The following is a 22,575-nucleotide window of genomic DNA, read 5'->3' on the forward strand; positions in this document are numbered from 1 at the left end:
TTCTCAGTAGAGTTTCGAGGTAAAGTTATTTACCTGAAGCGTTACGTGTATCTTGGCCTGCGCTCAAGTTACGCATTAACAAACCAAATTCTAGGTCAAGGTCAGCCGGTACTGGAATAAATACAAAGTGACCGTTACCTTTTGCGTCATCTACTGGCTGAGATTTACGGTTCTCCATAACTTCTAACTTGAAAACGATGTTACCTTTTGGTGTCATCATTTCTAAGCTATCGCCAACGAGGAACTTGTTCTTCACTTCGACTTCCGCTAAGTCACCACGGCGGTTGCCAGTGAATTCACCTACGAATTGTTGAGTATCTGAGATTGAGTAACCGTATTCGTAGTTTTGGTATGTGTCGTGAGTGTGGCGACGCAAGAAGCCTTCAGTGTAGCCACGGTGAGCTAGGCTCTCTAGCGTACCCATAAGGCTTTCATCAAATGGTTTGCCAGCTACCGCATCATCGATAGCTTTACGGTAGACCTGTGCTGTACGTGCACAGTAGTAGAAAGACTTAGTGCGGCCTTCAATCTTCAATGAGTGAACACCCATCTTAGTTAAGCGCTCTACGTGTTGGATTGCGCGAAGATCTTTTGAGTTCATGATGTAAGTACCATGCTCATCTTCAAACGCTGCCATTTTCTCTTCAGGTTTGTGTGACTCAGAAAGCAACACGACTTCATCAGTTGGCTTGCCAAGGCCTAGAGTGTTATCTGGACGTTCGTCTTGAACTTCAATACCCTGAGTTTCTACTTCTTGAATTGCAACACCTGTTGGGTTTGCTTCAACGATCTGACCGTTTTCGTCTTCTTTCGCAGCTTCTGTCTTGTATTCCCAACGACAAGCGTTAGTACAAGTACCTTGGTTTGGATCGCGTTTGTTCATGTAACCAGAAAGTAGGCAACGACCTGAGTAAGCCATGCATAGTGCACCATGAACAAAGATCTCTAGCTCTGTTTCTGGGCAGTGTTCGCGAATCTCTTCGATCTCTTCCAGTGATAGTTCACGAGATAGGATCACACGTTCAACGCCTTGAGTAGACCAGAATTTTACGGTTGCCCAGTTTACAGCATTTGCTTGAACGGAAAGGTGGATCGGCATTTCAGGGAACGACTCACGTACCATCATGATAAGGCCAGGGTCTGACATGATAAGTGCATCTGGGCCCATCTCAACAACAGGCTTAAGGTCGCGAATGAATGTTTTTAATTTAGAGTTGTGTGGCTGAATGTTACATACAACATATAACTTTTTGCCTTGAGCATGAGCTTCATCGATACCGATTTGTAGGTTTTCGTGATTGAACTCGTTGTTACGAACGCGAAGGCTGTAACGTGGCTGGCCTGCGTATACTGCATCTGCGCCGTAGGCGAATGCGTAACGCATGTTTTTAAGGCTTCCTGCCGGTGATAATAGTTCAGGTACAAATGGTTTTTGTGTAGTCATTGCTTCGTTCTCTAATCTGATCTCAAGTCAGGTTGATACCACCAAGTGATATCAAAGGGGCGCAAATTTTACGCTAAAATGAGTTTGGTTGATAGCCCTAAAGATAACAATGGTATTAAGAAGCGAGTTGATAGGTATTGATAAGCGGGAGTAGGAAAGAAAATAAGCTCAGGTATCGTCGATACCTGAGCATCAAATCGGAAAAATTAGGCGTTAGGTTGAGTTAACCCGCCTAATGATTCAAATAGGTTTGGTAGGAAAACACTGAACTCACCACAAAGTAGAGAGAAGTCTGCATCAAAACGTGCAGCTTGATCTTCACGAGGAATATCATCGTTCTCATCTTTTAGTTCATCACTGAATTTCAGGCGCTTGATGCTGCCATCTTCAGCAAGAATGAACTCAATGCGATCTTGCCAGTTGATCAGAAGCTTAGTCACAACTTTGTTGGCTTCAATGTGGTTCTTAATCTCATCAACTTCTAGTTCTTGTTTCTTAACTCGAACAATACCGCCGTCTTCTTGGATTGATTTAAGCTCTGCTTCATCAAGCATAGTGATACCTTGAGGCGTATCACCTGATTTAACCCACTCAGTTAACGTTGTTTCAATCGCTTGCTCTGGAATTGCAGGTACTACTGGCAGGCTGCCCATTGTCTTACGTAGCAATGCCAATACATCTTCTGCTTTTTTGTAGCTACTAGCATCAACTACAATAAAGCCTTCTTTCGGCATGATCAGTGCGTAAGTGAAGTTACTGCGGCTGAAAGCACGAGGAAGAAGATCGATGATGATGTCTTCTTTTAGGCTGTCTTTCTCTTTCTTTTTCAGAGGAGTACCAGACTCCGCTTCAAGCGTTTCTACTTTTGCATTCAATGAATCTTTGATCACAGAAGCTGGAAGCATTTTCTCTTCTTTCTTTGCACAGATGAGAATGCGGTTTTCTGATACGTGCGTCATCATATCGCCGTGTCTACCCATCGCATTTACCCAACCAAACTTCTGTTTGTCTTGGCTACCACAAGGGGTAAAACGGAACTCTTCAAGTTGTTTCTCTAGCTGATCTGCGTTGAAGTCTATATCACGATTAAAGCGATAGACGAGGCAATTCTTAAACCACATAAATATTTCTCATACCTTTATCTGAAGACGCTCATCATAGGAGATTTCGATCCATTTGTCTTATACCTGCAATAAAAATTAAAAGTGAAATGTTTGAGACAGTTATATGAAAATTTGTTTTCAAAGGTCACAAAAGTGTCATAATTAAACCAGATAATGCAATGCGTTGATTAAATACTAAGGCTATTCAATTATGTCGAGAAGGATTCTGGTCGTTGAAGATGAAGCACCTATTCGTGAGATGTTGTGTTTTGTACTTGAGCAAAAAGGCTACCAAGCAGTAGAGGCTGAAGATTACGATACAGCGGTAAACAAGCTATGTGAACCTTTCCCAGATCTAGTATTACTAGATTGGATGCTACCTGGTGGTAGCGGGATAAACTTTATCAAGCACATGAAGCGTGAAGAGTTAACTCGCAACATCCCAGTGGTGATGCTGACGGCTCGTGGCGAAGAAGAAGATAAGGTGCGTGGTTTAGAAGTGGGCGCTGATGATTACATCACCAAGCCATTTTCACCAAAAGAGCTCGTGGCTCGCCTGAAAGCGGTTATCCGCCGTGTAACGCCTACTGCACTAGAAGATGTGATTGATGTACAAGGCCTTAAGCTAGACCCTGTATCTCACCGCGTTACCGCAAGTGAAGGTCCAGTTGATATGGGCCCAACCGAATTCAAAATGCTGCATTTCTTTATGACTCACCAAGAGCGTGTATACAGTCGAGAGCAACTACTGAACAACGTTTGGGGTACCAACGTTTACGTTGAAGATCGTACGGTAGATGTTCATATTCGACGTTTACGCAAAGCACTTGAATCTGCTGGTCATGACAAATTAATTCAAACGGTTCGCGGCGCAGGCTACCGTTTTTCTACAAAGGCTTAATGTGGCTTCACTGCCCAGTTTATGGAGTCCTGAATGGTTGAGAAGTTAACCTGGAAAAAGCTAGCTTGGGAGCTGGCTTTTTTTTACGCACCTTGGATTATAGTCGGATGGATATTCGGTTATTTACCTTGGTTATTGCTGGCTGCAACAGTATTACAGTTAGCATGGCATCTACACTATCAAATGCGTTTGTCTGCTTGGTTGTGGGATGAAAAGCGGTTAACACCCCCTTCAGGCTCTGGAAACTGGGAGTCTCTGTTTAACGGTATCTATCGTATGCAGCAGAGACAGCGTCGTAAGCGCAAAGAATTGACCAACCTTATTCGCCGTTTCAGAAACGGTGCTGAATCCCTTCCCGATGCCGTTGTGGTGTTTCGCGGTGAAGGCAATATAGTTTGGTGTAACAAGCTTGCTCAGTATTTACTGGGTTTTCGCTGGCCAGACGATTCAGGTCAACCGATTTCTAACTTGATCCGCACGCCGGACTTCATCAAGTATCTTAATAAACAAGACTTTTCAGAACCGTTAGAGATGCCTTCGCCACTTAACGTGGAGCGCATGCTTGAGCTGCGTATCGTACCGTATACCGAGGGCGAACACCTCATGGTCGTGCGTGATGTTACTCAGCTAAAACAACTGGAAGGCATGCGTCGTAACTTTTTCGCTAACGTTTCTCACGAGCTACGCACTCCAATGACCGTACTTCAGGGCTATCTTGAAATGACGGAAGATCCAGACATGGTCGTTGGGCCTATGTGGCCTAAGGCTCATGGTGTGATGACTGAGCAATTGAATCGCATGAACAGTTTGGTCAATCAGCTTCTTACTCTTTCTAAGATAGAAGCGGCGCCAATGCATGAATTGGATGAAGTAGTTAACGTTCCGGCGATGTTGGAAGTTCTTGAAAAAGAAGCCGCTAGTCTCAGTGGAGAGCGAGAACACAAGCTGGAATTTGATATTGATAAGAGCTTACGCGTATTAGCTGATGAAGATCAGTTAAGAAGTGCAATATCGAATCTAGTTTACAATGCAGTGAAATACACGCCGCCTGGTGCGACCGTAAAGGTTCGTTGGTACCAAACCAGTCAAGGCGCGTGTTTGGATGTGTCAGACACTGGAGACGGTATCGAACCACAACACTTGCATCGACTTACAGAGCGTTTCTATCGTGTTGATAAAGCCCGCTCACGAGATACGGGCGGTAGTGGTCTTGGACTCGCGATTGTTAAACATGCGTTGAGTCATCATGATTCACATTTGGAAATTCAAAGTGAAGTGGGTGTTGGTAGCCGATTCCATTTCACGCTGCCTAGCCGACTGACAGTGTCATGAGTTCTTTAATACGCAGGATGCGTTTCCCCATCAGTTCATTATTAGCATTAGCTTTGGTTACCCCTGTACATGCCGAGCAAGGTGTAGATTCTCTTCCTGATTATTCTAAGGTACCGGGTATTTCTGGCAGCTTGTTGTCTGTCGGTTCGGATACTTTAGCGGGAATGACTACGTTATGGGTTGAAGAGTTTAAGTCTTACTACCCGAACGTGAATGCTCAAGTTCAGGCTTCTGGATCATCCACTGCACCTCCTGCATTAACGGAAGGTACTGCTCACCTTGGGCCGATGAGTCGTCCAATGCGCCTACGAGAAGTGGAAGCGTTCGAAAGGGAGCATGGCTATAAGCCGACGGCGCTTCGAGTTGCTATCGACGCGATTGGTCTTTTTGTACATCGTGATAATCCTATCGAGGGGCTTAATTTTCGCGAAATTGACAGCATATTTTCAGAGACATTGCGCTGCGGCGCGACTAAGCCGCTAAATAATTGGCAAGATTTGGGCATCGACCAACCGTGGGCAAAACATAGATTCCAACTATTTGGTCGTAATTCCGTTTCGGGAACCTACGGTTATTTCAAACAAAACGCATTATGCGGCGGTGACTTTAAGAACCGAGTTAATGAACAGCCAGGATCTGCGTCGGTTGTACAGTCGGTCGCTTCATCAATCAGCGGGATAGGGTACTCAGGTATTGGTTATCGAGTGGCCGGTGTTAAGTTGATTCCTATCGCAGAGTATGGTTCTGATTATGTAGAGCCGACTCGAACGAATATCTTGAGCGGTGATTACCCTCTATCTCGCTTTCTTTATGTGTATGTGAATAAGCACCCAGATAAACCACTTTCTCCTGTTGAAAGAGAGTTCCTCACTTTTGTGTTCTCAAAGCAAGGGCAAGAACTGGTAGAGAAAGATGGCTATTTAGCGATACCGTCAGAGTTTGCTGAGCAAGAGTTGGCAAAAATTGGACTCTGATTTAGGTACTATGAACGTCGAAACTTAACGTAGAAACCTAACGTAGAAACAGCTTGCTAGCCGCAGGCTGTTTTTATTTTGTCGGCGTATCATTCAAGCTTCAACGACCACCCAACATCTTGCCAGCGTCGTTGTTCTTCTTGGAGTTCATAATCAAGCAGTTGATTTTCAGCTAACCAGTCGATGGTATCTCCTTCTAAACACCAATTCTCATCTTGCTCAATGGTTAATTTTACATTCGGTATTGGCGATTGGCTTCGCTGTCGATTGAGCAGGATTGCTATCCTCAGTATTCGAATTAACAACGCTACCTGCCCTGTATTGAATAGCGTGAGATCCGGTAAGTAACTAAGCTTAATCGCTTTTCTTTGATAGCGAACTAATGTTGAGATCAGACGCTGCTGCTCAGTATTGAAACCGGGCATAGTCGTATGTTTAAGTAGATAAGCTGAATGACGGTGATAACCTTGGAATGCGATACTTTGTCCAACTTCATGAAGCAATGCAGCCCATCCAATTAGATCATAAAGTTCATTATTTACCGCAGTACTCACCTGAGGTTGCGCTTGTTTCAGTAATGAAAGGGCGAGTGCTTTGACTTTCTGGCCATGAACTACGTCAACATGGTATCGAGAGACAAGCGTTTCGGCGGTTCTTGTTCGAACATCAATATCTTTAAACCGATCTTCCATGTCATAAAGAACCCCTTCTCTTAAGGCACTATCGGAGAAATGCAATTCATTGATGTTGAGCATATCCATAACTGCTGAAAGAATGGTGACGCCAGCGGCAAACACCGGCTTTCTTTCATCACTTAAACCTGAAAGGTCTAATCCCTTAGATGATGGAAATTCACATAAGTGGTTCTTCAAATAGGATAGGCGTTGCGGCGTAATGAGACCATCGGTGAACCCTAGGCCAATGAGTACCTCTTTTATTGATTTAGCCGTCCCTGATGAGCCAAAGGCAACTTCCCAAGAGATTTGTTTATATTCTTCAATTAATGGCATCAACAGGCGAGTAGCAGAGACATAAGCATCGGAGAAGTGCTGTGATGTCAGTCCTCCATCGGCAAAGAAGCGCTGAGTAAAACTGACGCATCCCATCGGTAAGCTACGCATTATTTGGGGTGTAAAGCCTTGCCCTGCGACGATTTCGGTACTCCCGCCACCGATATCAATAACTAATTTGGACTCGGAAGCGGTTTGAGTGTGCTCTACGCCGTTATAGATAATTCGAGCTTCTTCTTGACCTGAGATGATCTCTATTGGAAAAGGAAACAATGGTTTAGCTTGCTCTAAGAAGTCTTTGGTATTTTTAGCCTTTCTTAGGGTATGAGTCGCGACGACTCTGACATCATCAAGTTCAAAATCCGCTAGTCGTTCTGCGAATACCTTGAGGCACTCCAATCCCCGTTCGATAGCGCTTTCGGATAAGAAGTTACGCTCATCCAACCCATCGCCTAACCTCACTTTTTGTTTATGTCTGCTGACTAATTGCAGGTGTTGTTCGAATACTCGGGCAACCACCATATGAAAGCTGTTCGAACCTAAATCGATAGCGGCAATACATCGAGAATGTTTGTTATCAATTAGCGGCATGACTTCTTCTCTTGTTTGTACTTCTTGCGAGCAAGTTTCTCCATACGTTTAATATAGTGGTAAGTGGAGAGTTGTGACGTCGGGTAATCAAGTGGGTTTGCTGGTGGTTGTATGTAAGGGTTGCTCATCGATTGCTCTAGCACTCGGGCTTTGTTGCTGTCATCGAAATGAAACTCGGTGATATCGATAATGGTTTGCTTGATCTTTGGATCTAAAATTGGGGCTGCAACTTCGATGCGATGATCAAAGTTTCGTGTCATCCAGTCGGCAGAGGAGATATAGACTTTTGGATTTCCAGCGTTACCAAAGATCATCACTCTTGGGTGTTCGAGAAAACGATCGACCACACTAACAATCTCAATCTGCTCGCTGATGTTGGGGACTCCTAGTACGAGAGAGCACATACCACGAATGACCATTCTCACTTTTACATTGGCTTGGCTGGCCTGATAGAGCTTCTCAATGATCTCTCGGTCGACCAAATTGTTGAGTTTTAGAGTGATGCTTGCTGGCTTGTTCTCTATCGCGTTTTGTATTTCATTCTCTATCAATTGATACAGGCGTTTTCTTGTATTCTTTGGTGACACAATCAGTTGCTTGAACTGTGATTTTTGATAAGGGTTTTCAATATACTTAAAGACTTGTCTCACCTCTTGAGTCAAATCTTCATTCGCAGTGAGCAGAGAAAAATCGGTATACACGCGCGCTGTTACTTCATGAAAGTTACCGGTGCCAATATGAGCGTAATGCGCCGTATGCTTGCCTTCTTTCCGTTTAATGAGCAGCAGTTTGGAGTGGATTTTCAAACTTGGGATGCCATGGATGACTTTTATACCAGCTTCTTGAAGTTTCTTGGTCCATTGAATATTGGCTTGCTCATCAAAGCGGGCTTGCAGCTCAACGACGACAGTTACTTTTTTACCATTGTGTGCCGCATCGATGATCGAGCTAAGGAGTTTTGATCCTTCTGCAACACGGTAAACGTTTATTTTTATGGAGGTTACCTTCGGGTCAAAGGAAGCCTGCCTCACGAGTTCAGTAATGTGATTAAAGGTGTGATAAGGGTAATGCAACAAGATGTCATGAGCTTTGATCGCTTCGAAATAGTTTGGGTGGTGGCTAAAATGGGCGCACTTAATCACGGGTAGTGGACGATTAACTAAATCACGTCGATTAAGGCTTGGGAACTCAGAGAAATGTTTGAAGTTATGATAGCGTCCACCCGCAATGACACTGTCATAGTCAGACAGCTTAAGTCTGACTTGTAAGAAGTGGAGCATTTCAGCAGGCATTTCTGACTCATAGATAAGGCGTATCGGTAGTGCCGTCAAGCGCTGTTCTAAACCCAACGACATAGATTCTAGTAGACTATTTTCATTGCTCTCTTGAAGGTCATAATCGGCATCACGAGTCATTTTTATAGCAAAGCAACGCACGGAGTCATACTCAAAGAATCCTTTAAGCAAGTCATCTAAACAAAATCGAACTATATTATCTAATAAGATCAAAGTCGTACGCTGTGAACCCGAAGTGTCTGGTAACTTAACAAATCGAGGGAGAGCTTCAGATGGGATTTCGAGTAAGACATATTGAGAAGATGTCTCTTGCTCAATGTCGATCGCCAAGTAGCTTTGTTCATCTTTGATAATATTGAGTAACTGGCTATCTTCGTTCAAGAGAAACGGAGTTAAATGTGGCAGCACTTTTTTCTTAAAGTACTTTTTGATCCACTCACTCTGTTCTTCGCTGATTTGTTGTTCGTTGACCAAAAAAATACGATTGCGTGCCAGTTCCAATAGTAAGTCGCTATACAGTTCATGGAATTGAACATCGAGCTTACTTGCTTTGCTCTGCATTTTAGTTAGCAGGGTTTTCTGCGAGTTGGCAGGTAATTGAGGCTCTTGAAGTAAGATCTTTCGTTTCACATCAGCAAATCGGACTTTGTAAAACTCATCGAGGTTTTTCGAGTAAATACCTAAAAAACGAACTCTTTCGATTAAGGGAACTGACTTGTCGGCCGCTTCTTGGAGTACTCTTTCGTTGAAAGATAACCAGCTAAGTTCTTTTGTGACATAGTCTTTTTCCATCGAGATGATAATCCTTGAGTGCTGGCTATAGAGCTGATTACTTTAATTTAGAATGACAAAATTCACAAAATCTATGATCTTACTTTAAGAAATATGGTCAACAAACTTGTTATTAGTTTCAGTTGTTTAACGTAACTTGTAATATAATTGTCATCTAACGTACATATTATGTCAGTAGCTAAAAAAAGGTAGATAAACAGATGGCTTCAGCCCAATTTTCATTGAAAGAGCGCGACAAAAAAAGATGGTTGAAAGATCGTCTCGTCCGTTTTTCGGTGACATGTGGTGCAGTCAGTGTTCTAGCTGCTCTGGTGCTGATCTTTGTTTACTTGGCGATGGTCATTTTACCGGTATTTTCTGATACTGGTTTAGAGACTGACCAAGCCGTGAAGACCGTTGCTGTAGAAAAGCCTATCGCCTTATCCGTAGATGAATACGGTCAGCATGCGTTTACTATCGAAAAATCCGGTTTGGTTCAGTTTTGGGATTTAGAGTCTCAAAATACACATTCTTACTTTGAGCGTAATGTTTTAGCTAACCCCATCGCTTTTTCTCGAAATACCCCATCTGAAAACTGGTTTGCCTTTGCCGATAGCGCAAGCAACCTTACCTTTTTCTACCCTGAGTATAGTGCGCCCGTGCTGCAAAAGGGCAGTGAAGCCGAACCTAAAATTGAGCAAATCGATCTCCCTGAACCATTTTTAAATGATGAATCATCAAACGGAGCAACAATCGAAAAATTCGCGTTCTCTAAGAATGGACGTGGTATCACGGTTGCCGCTCAGCTAAGCGATCAACGAGTTTTGGTCAAGTGGTACCAGAGTGATGTTACTGGTCAGTATGTTTTTCAGAAGAGTCAATGGCTGTCGGATAAGTTGGGTTTACAGCAACAGTTGTTAGTCACACCTGATGGTCAAACCTTATATCTTCGAGCACAATCGGATTTAGTGGTATTGAAGTTATCAGATAACGGTTTTGATGTTCGTGAAGTGATTGATCTTAGCTTGAATGATGCGAAGCACTCGGTGAAAAGTATCGATTTACTATCTGGGGCCTATTCGCTGTTGGTTACGCATGAGGACGGACAGGTTTCTCAGTGGTTCGATGTACTCAAAGATGAAAAGCGTAGCCTGACCCATATTCGAGACTTCCAACTTGCTGAACAAGTGCAATTTATTTTGCCCGATACTTATAGAAAGGGTTTTTATAGTTTCTATAAGAATGGCACATTACAAAGCCACTATACGACCAGTGAAAAGCTGTCGCTGTTCGAGCGCGCATTTGATAAGTCACCACAATTAGCGGCTATGTCTGCCAACGAACTGCATCTGGCTACGTTGATTGATGGCGCCATCAGTGTGGCTAAGGTCGATAATGAATACCCGCAAATATCATTCTCATCGCTTTGGCAAAAAGTCTGGTACGAAAGCTACCCAGAGCCGCAATACGTTTGGCAATCAACGTCGGCGAACGATGACTTTGAAGAAAAATTCAGTTTAGTACCTATCACATTCGGTACTATCAAAGCCGCTCTGTTTGCGATGATGTTTGCCGTGCCGGTTGCTGTGCTCGGGGCCATTTACACCGCATACTTCATGTCTCCACGAATGCGAAGAGTCGTGAAGCCGTCGATAGAACTGATGGAAGCTCTTCCAACCGTTATCATAGGGTTCTTGGCTGGGCTTTGGTTTGCTCCAATTGTCGAAACGCATTTAACGGCAGTCTTCTCATTAATGGTGTTATTACCGTTAAGTACATTGTTGACTGGACTTGTTTGGTACTGTTTGCCGAAGGTGATGACGAGTCGCTTCGCTAATGGTTGGCACGCCTTGATATTGATTCCGGTATTGATGATTACCGTGGTCGCTGTATTTGCTGGTGGAAACAGCATTGAAGCCTTGTTGTTTGACGGTGATATTCGTACCTTCTTAGCTAGCTATGGCATCGACTTTGATCAACGTAATGCGCTGGTGGTTGGTTTCGCTATGGGCTTCGCTGTCATCCCTACCATTTTCACGATTGCAGAAGACGCTATTTTCTCTGTGCCAAAACATTTATCCGATGGCTCACTGGCTTTGGGAGCGACGGCGTGGCAGACACTTATCTATGTGGTGTTATTAACGGCTAGCCCAGGTATTTTTTCAGCAGTTATGATGGGACTTGGGAGAGCGGTTGGCGAAACCATGATCGTTTTGATGGCTACAGGTAACACCCCAATTCTTGACTGGAATATTTTGGAAGGGATGAGAACGTTATCGGCAACGATTGCTGTTGAATTACCAGAATCTGAGGTGGGCGGTTCTCATTTCCGCTTGCTGTTCTTGGCTGCACTCTTGCTGTTTATCTTTACATTCGCGGTGAACTCAGTTGCTGAGTGGGTTAGACAAAGACTGAGAGATAAATATCGTGCGCTGTAGTTTTAAAGGTTCACCTCAATCTCTATCAATGGCTGTTAGCTGTTTGATTAGCGTATCTCACGAACTTGGCTCTTTCTTGGGTTCAGCACGTCAGAGCAAGGTCGTTCATGATGAATAAACTGAAGTCATTATTGTCTTGGATTAAATCAGGCTCTCCGTGGATTTGGCTTACGGGCGGGGCGGTGAGCATAAGTATGCTTTCTGTTCTTGGCCTAATGCTGTTGATTGGCTGGAAGGGTTTAACCTATTTTTGGCCAGCTCCTTTGTATCAATGGCAAGTTGACTCCAAAGACTTATCGTTAGTGGTTGATCTGGACGAAACGGTATCAAAGCAAGATGTATTGATTGGTCAGTTGTATGAACGTAAATACATCCCGATAGAGCAAGTTCCGCAAGTACACGACCTCTTGTCGCCTCAAAACCTGTCGACGGGACTAATTCAGCGCTTGAGTATCAAAGTCGCCAACAGAGAACTGTACCCTGCGGACTTTGTTTCTATTCTGGATGTTAACTTACGAGAACCAACAACTCCGCTTGATTGGATTGTGATTGAACGAAGTCGAGGTGGTTATTTCTTTGGTAAGCCGGTGGGTTTTAAAACCGCTTCTGGCACCTTTGATTCGAACATAGACCAAAAACTCGAACAAGGCTTGGCGTTCGCTGATACTTTACGTAAAGAAACGTCGCGTGTTGTGAACCAAGAAATCCGCAATATCAGTTGGCAATTGGAAAATCTGCGCTTAGAAAAACGTAAGCTTGAACTCAATGAGTCAGTGAGCGACGAATATCTTAAAACCTATACTCAAACTAAACTGGAACTAAATCGCCAGTTAGCGGAAGCAGAAGTAAAGCTTGAGCATCTTAGAACACAGCTCAATGTCGAAAGCTTGTTGGTGGAAGATATGACAGGAGAGCAGGTTGAAATTTCGCTCAGTCATATCTTGGATTATTGGTACCCGAATAATATGTCTTATCTTGAAAAGGTTGGGCATTGGGGCAAACAAGTTTGGAAGTTCTTATCAGAGAATCCACGAGATTCAAACTCTGAAGGAGGGGTGTTTCCTGCGATCTTCGGCACTGTGTTGCTGGTTATTCTCATGTCTATCGTAGTGATGCCACTTGGTGTCGTTGCTGCTATTTATCTCCATGAATATGCAAAAAACAACACACTGACACGTTTGATCCGTATTGCTGTAATTAACTTAGCGGGTGTACCGTCGATTGTGTATGGCGTATTCGGCTTAGGTTTCTTTGTGTATACCATCGGTGGTTCTATCGATTCTTTGTTTTATGCAGAGCGATTGCCAGCTCCGACATTTGGTACTCCAGGCCTGTTATGGTCCGCATTGACCTTAGCGGTATTAACATTGCCCGTTGTTATTGTCACAACGGAAGAGGGCTTAACGCGTATCCCTAGCTCGGTAAGACATGGTTCATTGGCGCTTGGCGCCACTCAATTTGAGACGCTTTGGCGCATTGTTTTACCAATGGCGAGCCCTGCGATTATCACGGGGTTGATATTGGCAATTGCGAGAGCTGCAGGGGAAGTGGCTCCATTAATGCTGGTCGGTGTTGTGAAGCTAGCATCAAGCCTGCCTGTAGATGGTCAGTTCCCATATCTACACTTAGAGAGAAAGTTCATGCACTTAGGCTTCCATATCTACGATGTTGGTTTTCAAACATCTAATATCGAAGCGGCGCGCCCTTTAGTGTATGCGACTTCATTTTTATTGGTTACGGTTATCGTTGGACTGAATTTAACAGCCATCAATATCCGTAATAACTTGCGTGAAAAATACCGAACCTTAGGACAAGATTAGATGTTCTCGATTAATGAAACCTTGGGTTACCAAGCACCACTTGATGTTCACAACCTGAAGGATGAGCAAATTGCTATCTCGATTGAAGGGCTGAATCTTTATTATAAAGAGAGCCAAGCACTTGATGATATCTCGATGCAGATCCCCAAGGGGCAGGTGACGGCTTTTATCGGTCCGTCAGGGTGCGGTAAGTCGACCCTTTTGCGCTGCATTAATCGCATGAATGATCTTGTTGAAGGCTGTAAGGTTTCCGGGAAAGTGAAGCTTCATGGCAAGAACGTCTATCACCCTAAGGTGGATGTCGCGACTTTACGACGTCGTGTCGGCATGGTGTTTCAACGCCCAAACCCTTTCCCTAAATCTATCTATGAGAATGTGGTTTATGGATTGAGGTTGCAAGGTGTGAGCAACAGCCGAGATCTTGATGATGCAGTTGAACGCTCTCTGCGCGCCGCGGCGTTGTGGGATGAAGTGAAAGACCGTTTGCATGAAAACGCTTTTGGTTTATCGGGTGGTCAACAGCAGCGTTTGGTTATCGCTCGTGCGGTTGCCATCGAACCTGAAGTGTTGTTATTGGATGAGCCAACATCGGCACTCGATCCGATTTCGACATTGACGATTGAAGAGTTGATCAACGAACTTAAAACCCAATACACTGTTGTTATTGTTACTCATAACATGCAGCAGGCAGCTCGCGTGAGTGACCACACCGCATTTATCCATATGGGAAAATTGATCGAGTACTCAGATACTGACTCAATCTTTACGTCGCCATTGAAAAATCAAACAGAAGACTACATAACAGGTCGGTATGGTTAACAGGTACGGCTAACGTTTAAGTTCGCGCTATCTAGAGCTAAGTCACTCTGAAATAAACGACTTTATTCATTTCTTTTAAGGAGCTGACATGCATTTTGGTCGCCACATCTCAGGACAGTTTAATGTCGAATTAGAATCTATCCGTACACACGTATTAACTATGGGTGGATTGGTAGAGCAGCAGTTGTCATTTGCGATGCAAGCGCTTCATAAAGATGACGCGGAGCTGGCCAAAAAAGTAATTCGTGACGACCATAAAGTGAATGCGATGGAAGTTTCGATCGATGAAGCATGTACTCGTATTATCGCGAAGCGTCAGCCGACTGCCAAAGATCTGCGTTTGATTATGGCGATCATCAAAACCATTACTGATCTAGAACGTATTGGCGATGTGGCTTCTAAAATCGCACAAGGTGCGATTGAGATCCCTTCAACGAAAGAGCAAAAGTTTCACGTCTCGTTAGAGCCATTGTGTCGTCAGGCAATTACTATGCTGCATCAAGTGTTAGATGCTTTTGCTCGTATGGATGTAGATGCGGCGGCAGAAGTACATAAACTTGATGATAAGCTGGATGCGGAATATGAAGCTGTGATTCGTCAGTTAATGACGTATATGATGGAAGATCCTAAGAACATCCCCAACATTCTGCAAGTGATGTGGTCAGCTCGCGCGATTGAGCGAGTGGGAGATCGTTGCCAAAATATCTGTGAATACATTATTTATTTTGTGAAGGGCAAAGATGTACGCCATCTTGGTGATCAAAGCCTAGATGACGCACTGAAGTAGGCATGAACTTTAGAAGCGAATTATTGCACCAAGGTTAAGGTTGATTGTTGTGTCGTAAGGCACGAAGGTCTTATTGTGATCAAAAATATTCATATCAACACCAGCACGTAGCCCAAGCATTGGTGTCGCTTGGTACACGTAGGCACCGCCTAGGCTTAAACCATGTGCAGTCTTCTCTTCAACTTCGCCTGAGCGCGTTTTTGTACCGTCATAACTCGCTACACCAATCTCCGCCTGAAAGCCATGGTTCTGGTTTCTTCCAAACATATTTTGAATACCAATGCGGTACGCATCGACAGTTTCATCGTATCGGTCGCTGTCATACCAAAGATGAGAGTAGCTTAGGTAAATGGCGCCTAGATTTGCAACGTCAGTAATACCTGCTTGTATTCCAAAGCCATGATAAGAACCAATCTTTAGTTCAGGAGATAAGTGAAGACCACTTGCTGAAACGGAAGTAGAAAGGACGGTAATTAAAAGCAGGGGAGACTTTATCTTCATAAAAATACCTAGAGAAATTAGCCGTCCTTGGCTGCAATGAATTTTGATTTGAATAGATTGGCTTTAGAACTTTCGCTCGAAGGCGGTCAAAGCCTGGATAAGGTGTTAAACCAAGGAAATGATTGATCATAAAAAGCCAGCGTAGACGCTAGCTTTTTCTATTAATTAGAAACGGTAACCGACAGTCCATGAGAATGTGTCGTAATCTACGTCATCGTAACTCGCGAATTCAAAGCGCATGTCAGTGTATAGGTGTTGTCCGAATTCAGCTCGACCACCTAAACCAATAACAAAGCTGGTATCGTTGTATGATTCAGTCCACTTGTGATCAACGATGCTAATTGAATTATCTTCGCTTTGACGTGCTAGGCCAAGGACACCATAAGGTTTCAAAGAGAAGCCATCTAATTCAAATTTATAACCGATGTCAGCGTCAACTTGGAACTTGTAACCATCGACTTCAGCTTTGAAACCTTCAACGCTTTCATCGTCACTGTTAGTTGCGTAAGAAACGTTAATACCTACGATACGGTTAAACTCATAACCATATTCAAGTTTGATGCCGTTACCCCAATCAACAGTGTCGTCTGTTAGCCAGTCGGCAACTTGAGTTTTGTTGTAACCGATACCAACACGGTGTTGGCTGTCAAAGTTGTTTGCAAGAGCAAGAGCAAGAGCAGGAACAGAAAGAAGTGAAGCTGAAATAAGGGTAGTAAGTGCAATTTTCATATTAGTCTCTATTTAGGGTTTAACTGCACGATCCTTCGTAGTTCAGTATCCGTTTTGATAGAGCTAATATTAAACCGTGTTTTACTTTTAGGCTAAGTAGCTGTTTTTATTTCACTGATAATTTTTACTTATTATTCTGAGCCAATAGAGCTCGCTGTATGATGTCAAACAGCCAGTTGGTTAAAGGTGAGTTTCGATTCTTTGCGTGCAAATAACTGTAGACCGGAGTCTTCAGCGTTTTTCCGTCGACTGAGACATCTATCCCGCGTAATGTCGGATAGTTTTCTACTGGGAAAAGGTTGGAGTGGGGCATGTACATATCAGTATGTTGAATGACGTCGATCAGAGCCATGACCAACTCACTGCGAAAACCGATACTATGCTCGATGGAGAGGTCAGTTAAAATCTGAGACGCCAAGCTAAAATTGTCATTCCAACCTGGTGTTACTAATGATGCGATTTCGTACCCTGCCATGTCATATGGAGTTATGGTGTCTTGCTTTAAAGGGTGCTCTTTCCTAACAAATATACGTCCTGTTAATTCAATGAGCTGCCTTGTATAGACTTCTTTACTTGTCTTTTCTCCCAGGTAGCTTACTCCCATCAAAACCTCATCTTTTTGTATATCTGAGACAGACGAGTTTGACCATGGAACAAGCTTTAATTTAGCGTTTGGTGCTTGTGCTCTTATATCTTTAAAAAGTGAGCCAGACAGACAAGAAAGCACCACTGGAGATAGGGCGATTTTCAACGTGTAATCAATCTCTTTCGGGTCAAAAGCGTTCGATGTATTAATCGCGATAGATAGACCGTCCATGAACGGTTTGATTTGATTCGTGAGCTGCTCTGAAAATGCCGTAGGTTGTAAGCCTCCATGAACCTTTACGAAAAGGTCGTCATTGAAGTGGTGTCTTAGCTTTTGTAGGGCTTGGCTAACCGCTGGCTGAGAAACGAATAAACGTTCCGCAGCCTTTCTGGTGTTTTTTTCTTGATAAACAATAAGAAATGTTCGTAACAGGTTTAAATCAAGAGAGCTGAATAAGTCTTTAGCCATATCTATCCATGAAAATTTTCTGTGCTATTTAATCTAATATACGTCAGTCAGTTAGATTAGTCAGTGTGGTTCTCTTCGATTTTTGGTAGCGACTATTGTCCTAAAGCGGTGAGGGCAGCTCTTACATCGGATATCTTATTCGCATCCGTCACGGGGATCTGATAATCATCAATATCATCACTGCCCATTTGAGCACTTGAGTTGCTTTCCATTAGACTTGGTCTTGTCGATTTACCTGAAAGATGAAGTGCAGGCACTTGGGTATTGCTTCGAATCATCTTAGCATTCGTTGCGTTGACGCCAGCCCCAGCCATGATGTCGATTCTTCCATCGGCTTGTTTGACCATATCTGCTAATACATGGATTCCTTGCTCTGCATTGGCAGCAATCCCTGACGTTAGGATCCGTTCACAGCCGAGCGCTATGACCTGTTCTAAAGCAACTTGGTAATCGGTACATTGATCTATGGCTCTATGAAACGTCATTCCAAGATTCAATGAGTGCGCTTTGTCAGCCAGTTGATGCATTTTTGGCATATCAATACTTCCGTTCGGCGCTAATACACCAAGTACGACTCCATCCAACCCAGCACTTGCACAAGCTTCAATATCTTCAAGCATACATAGCATATCGTCATTATCGAAAATGAAGTCGCCTTGTCTTGGTCGTATCATCGCGTAGACAGGAACGGACGAAATTTTTGCCGCTTGTTTCATCATTCCGAAGCTTGGAGTTAACCCGCCAAGTGCCAATGAAGAGCAAAGCTCAATTCGATTCGCGCCGCCAGACAGCGCGTTGTGTAGAGATTCTAAGTTATCGATACAGACTTCAATTTCGATGTTCATCATGTTTACTCATTTAAAGAGATACTGACTAAATAATAGCAATCTAGGTATGATTTTGAATAGGTGTTAGCAGAGGGAAATAGGGGTAAACTTTTGCTTTGTCGCTACCCCAATTCACTTTCAGGTAGGGGAGTGGTGAGGTCGTGTAAAAACAAAAAGCCCGAAGCGTTAACTTCGGGCTTTTAATAGGACTTTACTTCTTAACTGATTGGCGGTGCGCTTTGCGCTATTAGCTTATGCTTTATTTCTCTTTATAGAGAGTCTTCCAACCATTAACCCGCGTTGAGTTCAGGCTTAAGAGGTAATTACTTGCTTAGGTCGTCAGCGTGCTCAGATAGGAACGCAGCAACACCTGTTGGTGATGCGTCCATACCTGCTTTGCCTTCTTCCCATTGTGCAGGACAAACTTCACCGTTCTTCTCGTGGAAGTTTAGTGCGTCTACCATGCGTAGCATTTCGTCGATGTTACGACCTAGTGGAAGATCGTTAACTACTTGGTGACGTACAAGGCCGTCAGCGTCGATTAGGAAAGAACCACGGAAAGCAACGCCTGCTTCTGGGTGCTCAACATCGTATGCTTTGCAGATCTCGTGCTTAACGTCAGCAATTAGAGGGTATTTAACTTGACCGATACCGCCATCAGCGATAGCAGTGTTACGCCATGCGTTGTGAGAGAATTGTGAATCGATAGAAACACCAATTACTTCAACGCCTTTAGCTTGGAAATCTTCTAGACGGTTGTCGAAAGCGATTAGCTCTGAAGGACAAACGAAAGTGAAGTCTAGTGGGTAGAAGAAAACTACCGCTTTCTTACCTTTAGTGAATTCTGCGAAGTTGAAGTTATCAACGATCTCGCCGTTACCTAGAACAGCTGCTGCAGTAAAGTCAGGGGCTTGACGACCTACTAGTACCATTTGGAATCTCCTAAAAAATTAGTTGGCCCAACACATCTTTGTTTGGGCTCCGTTTCTACGGGACAAACTATAGTACAATCGGTACTATAGAAAAAAGCGAATTAAATAGATTAAGTTAATCGAAAAAAGCGATGAGCTTAATCTTTGCCCAGTCTTTAGGTCTACTGACCTTTACGTAACTTATCCTACTCATATTACAAAGTAATTTCATGAATAAATGGCCAAGTCTAAAGCAGCTTCATTATCTTGTTACCCTTCACGAAACCCGTCACTTTAGCGATGCTGCTGATCGCTGTTTCGTCAGCCAATCCACGCTAAGTAAAGGTATTCAAAATCTCGAAGAGCTGATTGGTTGTCCTCTCTATGAGAAGAAAGATAAAAAGAGCCCATTAGTATTTACGCAAGCGGGTGAGCTGGTGGTTAAGCACGGTCGAGAGCTATTGGCGAAAGGGCAAGATCTTGTCGAACTTGGAAATCTATGTAATGGAGACGCGATGCAAGGGCAGCTAAGAGTCGGGTGTATCCCTACCATAGCGCCATTCCTTCTGTGTGATTTGGTTCAAGAAGCCAATCATCGTTTTCCTCAGTTGAACTTACTGTTACGTGAAGACACGACGACTAACTTATTGGCTGCATTACGTCATGGTGAGTTAGATGTGTTGATTCTGGCTCTGCCTGTCGATATCGACAACATGGAGAGTAAAGTTGTTGGGCAAGATCCTTTTAGAATGGTGATCAGTCGTAATCAAGCTGATGGCATTCGTGTTCCGATTAAATACGATGACCTGCCAGATGAGTCTGTATTTTTGTTGGAGAACGAGCACTGCTTAACCGAGCACGCGGTATCAGCCTGTAAGCTAACCGACAAAGAGAAGATAAACCCGTTCACCGCCACAAGCCTACATACATTGGTACAAATGGTGGCGAATGGTTTAGGAACTACCTTTATTCCACAAATGGCGATCGATCATGGTTTGCTGGAAAATCAAAACCTAGTGGTGATCGATCCTCCAGGCCAACAGGCGTACCGAGATATTGGTCTGGTGTGGCGCCCGAGCTCTTCGCGTCTCGAGACATTCCATCAATTAGCGGATGTGGTTTCTGAGTTGTTATAAAAAATCTAGAACATCAAAACAAAAAGAGCGGCCATTTTAGCCGCTCTTTTTGTTTGTTCATTTGAGAAGAAAAACGCCACAAAATGTGGCGTTGGAAATTTATCAATAGCGTTAGATTTTGAAAAAGCTCAGTAAGTCTTTTTGTTTCACCGCTAATGAAGATAGCTCTTCACTCGCTTGTTTGCTCTGCTCAATTCCTGAAACATTTTGGTGAACGATATCAAAGGTCAAAGAAACATTTTGTGAAATATCCTGTGTGACTCCTGATTGCTCTTCAGATGCTGTTGCTACTTGTGTATTCATATCTGAAATCAGGCCAACAGACTCCGTTATTGATGCGAATGCCGTTCTAAGCTGTTCGCTGTAATGACGCGACTCTACGGCTAACGATAGGTTAGATTGCATGAACTGGTTGGCATCTTTTGCTTGTGCTTGAAGTCGAGAGATTATCTCTTGAATATCGACAGTTGATTGTTGTGTTTTAGCCGCCAGAGAACGAACTTCATCAGCAACGACAGCAAAACCACGCCCTTGCTCACCAGCTCGTGCAGCCTCAATGGCTGCGTTGAGTGCTAGCAAGTTCGTTTGCTCAGAGATGGAGTTGATCACTTCAATAACAGTACCGATCTCTACCGAGTACTCTTGCAGTTGATTGACGATATTTGATGTCTCTTCGATTGAATCTTCAACCTTGCGAGATATATCATCTGAGGCATCAAGTGAAACGCCGCCCTTTTTAACATTGGAAGTAGCACCAGTTGCCGCGTTCTCAGCACTAGCTGCATTATGGCTAACCTCATTCGCAGTACTAGAAAGCTCATTGATGGCCGTTGCTATTTGCTCCATTTGGCTCAGTTCTTGTTGAGCGTTCCCTTCTGTTTGACTCATCACGGCCGTTAACTCGACTGAAGCCGCTGAAACATTGTCTGAAATTTGGTGGAAGCCATCGATGATACGACGTAGTTCTTGGCGCATCTCTAAAATGTTTGCGTATATACCCGTTTCTTTGCCTGTTATTGGAATCTGTTTTGAAAGGTCACCGGAAGCGACTTCCTCTACAATGGCTTGAATGTCGCTAGGCTCTCCCCCTACGACTTTCCAGACGCTACGATAAATCGAGATGGCAATGCCAAGGGCAATCGCGATAACAATAATTGAAAGCACACCTAAGATAAATTGAGCGTTTGAAAATCGTTCAACCATGCTTGGTCCGACAGAGTCTTGTTTTGACTTGGTAGATAGCTTTATTTCTTCAATTGTTTTCGCCGCATTGCTACCTGCAATATCAAGGGTTCCAGAAACGATGTTGTTTCGTTCCTTTATCGTGTTAACAACTTCTGAAAAAGTGACTCGGTAGGTTTTAAAGGCATTATTAAAATCAGCTAAGTAACGAATTTGCTCGGCTGACATCAATTGAGATTCTATGGTTTCTACGAGAAATGTGGCGGATGCAAACTCTTTTTGAGCTCGTTGAGCATCTTCTATTTTGTTGCTAGTCAAAAATTTAGAAGCATACAATCGTGATAACAACACATGTTGTTGAAGTTGCCCTGAACTGACAGCAACTTCTAAATCTTCTTCAGCAGAAGCTTGCGTCATCAAGTTAGTCACTGCTTGTCGCATCTTAAGACCTGATGGATCCAAGTTTTCTTTAACTAAGTTGTTCCTAGTATTGACCAGTTGTACAACCTGGTTAAAGCCTTGGCTGTATTGTTTAAGCTGCTTCTCTATCGCTAAAAACTCATTTTTATGTAGGTCGTCGATATGAGCGTCCAATACTTCGTCAATCAACTGAATTGATGTTGTGATGCGCTTATTGAGCTCCGAAGCATGCGATGCAACAGGGTTCTTTATATATTTTAATGCAGATAAACGAGCTTCCAATATGTTGGCTTGGATTCGGCCAGTGGATACACTGGTTAATGCAAGAGAACGATAGGTATTAAACCCATGACTAGATTGATAAAAGCGCAATGAAGCAACGACTGAAATAACCAAAATTAGCGCAAGAATCACGCCAAAACCCAAGGACAGCAATTTCTTTAAACTCATAAGTATCATTCCCAGAAAGGCAGTTTGTTTTTATTGTTAACAAATTTTTACATTATCCAAACGATAGATATATCAATAAA

18 protein-coding genes are annotated in these 22,575 nt (G+C 43.4%); 8 read left to right on the forward strand and 10 right to left on the reverse strand.

Features of this window, described 5'->3' with window-relative positions:
• Positions 1-25: 25 nt before the first annotated feature.
• Together trhP and rdgC are read right to left on the reverse strand one after the other, a co-directional pair.
• Complete coding sequence (trhP, locus tag AC3CH4_RS02675; protein ID WP_017087856.1) at positions 26-1,444, reverse strand: prephenate-dependent tRNA uridine(34) hydroxylase TrhP; 1,419 nt, start codon at positions 1,442-1,444, stop codon at positions 26-28.
• Positions 1,445-1,650: 206 nt separating this feature from the next.
• Positions 1,651-2,565: a recombination-associated protein RdgC gene (gene rdgC / locus AC3CH4_RS02680; RefSeq protein WP_171317036.1), complete on the reverse strand. Its 915-nt coding sequence runs from the start codon at positions 2,563-2,565 to the stop codon at positions 1,651-1,653.
• 193 nt (positions 2,566-2,758) lie between these two features.
• Between rdgC and phoB the strand changes: the two genes are divergently transcribed.
• From phoB to AC3CH4_RS02695, 3 genes are read left to right on the forward strand one after another with little or no spacing between them, the layout of a single operon-like run.
• Positions 2,759-3,448 (forward strand): phosphate regulon transcriptional regulator PhoB, encoded by a 690-nt coding sequence (gene phoB, locus AC3CH4_RS02685; protein WP_004735064.1) that lies wholly within the window; start codon positions 2,759-2,761, stop codon positions 3,446-3,448.
• Positions 3,449-3,481: 33 nt separating this feature from the next.
• Positions 3,482-4,780 carry a phosphate regulon sensor histidine kinase PhoR gene (gene phoR / locus AC3CH4_RS02690; protein ID WP_017106503.1) on the forward strand — a complete coding sequence of 433 codons (1,299 nt, stop codon included), beginning with the start codon at positions 3,482-3,484 and terminating at the stop codon, positions 4,778-4,780.
• A complete protein-coding gene (locus AC3CH4_RS02695; protein WP_171309463.1) occupies positions 4,777-5,754 on the forward strand; it encodes a PstS family phosphate ABC transporter substrate-binding protein in 978 nt (325 codons plus the stop codon). The genes phoR and AC3CH4_RS02695 overlap by 4 nt, the downstream gene beginning before the upstream one ends.
• A gap of 89 nt (positions 5,755-5,843) precedes the next feature.
• Here the strand turns inward: AC3CH4_RS02695 and ppx are convergent, their stop codons facing one another.
• Together ppx and ppk1 are read right to left on the reverse strand one after the other, a co-directional pair.
• Complete coding sequence (gene ppx, locus AC3CH4_RS02700; protein WP_171329535.1) at positions 5,844-7,355, reverse strand: exopolyphosphatase; 1,512 nt, start codon at positions 7,353-7,355, stop codon at positions 5,844-5,846.
• A complete protein-coding gene (ppk1, locus tag AC3CH4_RS02705; RefSeq protein ID WP_488543255.1) occupies positions 7,346-9,442 on the reverse strand; it encodes a polyphosphate kinase 1 in 2,097 nt (698 codons plus the stop codon). The genes ppx and ppk1 overlap by 10 nt, the downstream gene beginning before the upstream one ends.
• A 200-nt stretch (positions 9,443-9,642) precedes the next feature.
• Here ppk1 and AC3CH4_RS02710 point away from each other — a divergent pair, with 200 nt between their 5' ends.
• The 4 genes from AC3CH4_RS02710 (at position 9,643) to phoU (ending at position 15,285) form a co-directional block, all read left to right on the forward strand.
• On the forward strand, positions 9,643-11,859 hold the full coding sequence (locus AC3CH4_RS02710; RefSeq protein ID WP_488543256.1) for an ABC transporter permease subunit: 2,217 nt from the start codon (positions 9,643-9,645) through the stop codon (positions 11,857-11,859).
• A 110-nt stretch (positions 11,860-11,969) separates the two neighbouring features.
• A complete protein-coding gene (pstA, locus tag AC3CH4_RS02715; RefSeq protein ID WP_488543611.1) occupies positions 11,970-13,679 on the forward strand; it encodes a phosphate ABC transporter permease PstA in 1,710 nt (569 codons plus the stop codon).
• Positions 13,680-14,498 carry a phosphate ABC transporter ATP-binding protein PstB gene (gene pstB / locus AC3CH4_RS02720; protein WP_004735071.1) on the forward strand — a complete coding sequence of 273 codons (819 nt, stop codon included), beginning with the start codon at positions 13,680-13,682 and terminating at the stop codon, positions 14,496-14,498.
• Between the two features lie 88 nt (positions 14,499-14,586).
• On the forward strand, positions 14,587-15,285 hold the full coding sequence (gene phoU, locus AC3CH4_RS02725) for a phosphate signaling complex protein PhoU (protein WP_004735072.1): 699 nt from the start codon (positions 14,587-14,589) through the stop codon (positions 15,283-15,285).
• 9 nt (positions 15,286-15,294) lie between these two features.
• Here the strand turns inward: phoU and AC3CH4_RS02730 are convergent, their stop codons facing one another.
• From AC3CH4_RS02730 to AC3CH4_RS02750, 5 genes are all read right to left on the reverse strand, one after another.
• On the reverse strand, positions 15,295-15,786 hold the full coding sequence (locus AC3CH4_RS02730) for a hypothetical protein (protein WP_488543257.1): 492 nt from the start codon (positions 15,784-15,786) through the stop codon (positions 15,295-15,297).
• Between the two features lie 165 nt (positions 15,787-15,951).
• Complete coding sequence (locus AC3CH4_RS02735) at positions 15,952-16,515, reverse strand: porin family protein (RefSeq protein WP_488543258.1); 564 nt, start codon at positions 16,513-16,515, stop codon at positions 15,952-15,954.
• Positions 16,516-16,639: 124 nt separating this feature from the next.
• The gene (locus AC3CH4_RS02740; protein ID WP_488526914.1) at positions 16,640-17,569 is read right to left on the reverse strand and encodes a LysR family transcriptional regulator; all 930 of its coding nucleotides are present in this window, start codon (positions 17,567-17,569) and stop codon (positions 16,640-16,642) included.
• A 92-nt stretch (positions 17,570-17,661) separates the two neighbouring features.
• A complete protein-coding gene (locus AC3CH4_RS02745; protein WP_488543612.1) occupies positions 17,662-18,414 on the reverse strand; it encodes a copper homeostasis protein CutC in 753 nt (250 codons plus the stop codon).
• 305 nt (positions 18,415-18,719) lie between these two features.
• The gene (locus AC3CH4_RS02750) at positions 18,720-19,328 is read right to left on the reverse strand and encodes a peroxiredoxin C (RefSeq protein WP_004735077.1); all 609 of its coding nucleotides are present in this window, start codon (positions 19,326-19,328) and stop codon (positions 18,720-18,722) included.
• Positions 19,329-19,537: 209 nt separating this feature from the next.
• On the opposite strand from AC3CH4_RS02750, the gene AC3CH4_RS02755 reads away from it, so the two are divergent.
• Positions 19,538-20,443, forward strand: a complete 906-nt coding sequence (locus AC3CH4_RS02755; RefSeq protein WP_004735078.1) for a hydrogen peroxide-inducible genes activator — start codon at positions 19,538-19,540, stop codon at positions 20,441-20,443.
• 111 nt (positions 20,444-20,554) lie between these two features.
• Here AC3CH4_RS02755 and AC3CH4_RS02760 read toward each other — a convergent pair whose 3' ends face one another.
• Entirely contained in the window at positions 20,555-22,495 is a 1,941-nt protein-coding gene (locus AC3CH4_RS02760) for a HAMP domain-containing methyl-accepting chemotaxis protein (RefSeq protein WP_065206953.1), read from the reverse strand.
• Positions 22,496-22,575: the final 80 nt, after the last annotated feature.

This window comes from Vibrio sp. QJM3NY_26 (assembly GCF_057786005.1).

Bases quoted from the DNA above. Each gene is read 5' to 3' on its own strand.
- trhP (WP_017087856.1), bottom strand. From the start codon at position 1,444: ATGACTACACAAAAACCATTTGTACCTGAACTATTATCACCGGCAGGA.
- rdgC (WP_171317036.1), bottom strand. From the start codon at position 2,565: ATGTGGTTTAAGAATTGCCTCGTCTATCGCTTTAATCGTGATATAGAC.
- phoB (WP_004735064.1), top strand. From the start codon at position 2,759: ATGTCGAGAAGGATTCTGGTCGTTGAAGATGAAGCACCTATTCGTGAG.
- phoR (WP_017106503.1), top strand. From the start codon at position 3,482: ATGGTTGAGAAGTTAACCTGGAAAAAGCTAGCTTGGGAGCTGGCTTTT.
- AC3CH4_RS02695 (WP_171309463.1), top strand. From the start codon at position 4,777: ATGAGTTCTTTAATACGCAGGATGCGTTTCCCCATCAGTTCATTATTA.
- ppx (WP_171329535.1), bottom strand. From the start codon at position 7,355: ATGCCGCTAATTGATAACAAACATTCTCGATGTATTGCCGCTATCGAT.
- ppk1 (WP_488543255.1), bottom strand. From the start codon at position 9,442: ATGGAAAAAGACTATGTCACAAAAGAACTTAGCTGGTTATCTTTCAAC.
- AC3CH4_RS02710 (WP_488543256.1), top strand. From the start codon at position 9,643: ATGGCTTCAGCCCAATTTTCATTGAAAGAGCGCGACAAAAAAAGATGG.
- pstA (WP_488543611.1), top strand. From the start codon at position 11,970: ATGAATAAACTGAAGTCATTATTGTCTTGGATTAAATCAGGCTCTCCG.
- pstB (WP_004735071.1), top strand. From the start codon at position 13,680: ATGTTCTCGATTAATGAAACCTTGGGTTACCAAGCACCACTTGATGTT.
- phoU (WP_004735072.1), top strand. From the start codon at position 14,587: ATGCATTTTGGTCGCCACATCTCAGGACAGTTTAATGTCGAATTAGAA.
- AC3CH4_RS02730 (WP_488543257.1), bottom strand. From the start codon at position 15,786: ATGAAGATAAAGTCTCCCCTGCTTTTAATTACCGTCCTTTCTACTTCC.
- AC3CH4_RS02735 (WP_488543258.1), bottom strand. From the start codon at position 16,515: ATGAAAATTGCACTTACTACCCTTATTTCAGCTTCACTTCTTTCTGTT.
- AC3CH4_RS02740 (WP_488526914.1), bottom strand. From the start codon at position 17,569: ATGGCTAAAGACTTATTCAGCTCTCTTGATTTAAACCTGTTACGAACA.
- AC3CH4_RS02745 (WP_488543612.1), bottom strand. From the start codon at position 18,414: ATGAACATCGAAATTGAAGTCTGTATCGATAACTTAGAATCTCTACAC.
- AC3CH4_RS02750 (WP_004735077.1), bottom strand. From the start codon at position 19,328: ATGGTACTAGTAGGTCGTCAAGCCCCTGACTTTACTGCAGCAGCTGTT.
- AC3CH4_RS02755 (WP_004735078.1), top strand. From the start codon at position 19,538: ATGAATAAATGGCCAAGTCTAAAGCAGCTTCATTATCTTGTTACCCTT.
- AC3CH4_RS02760 (WP_065206953.1), bottom strand. From the start codon at position 22,495: ATGAGTTTAAAGAAATTGCTGTCCTTGGGTTTTGGCGTGATTCTTGCG.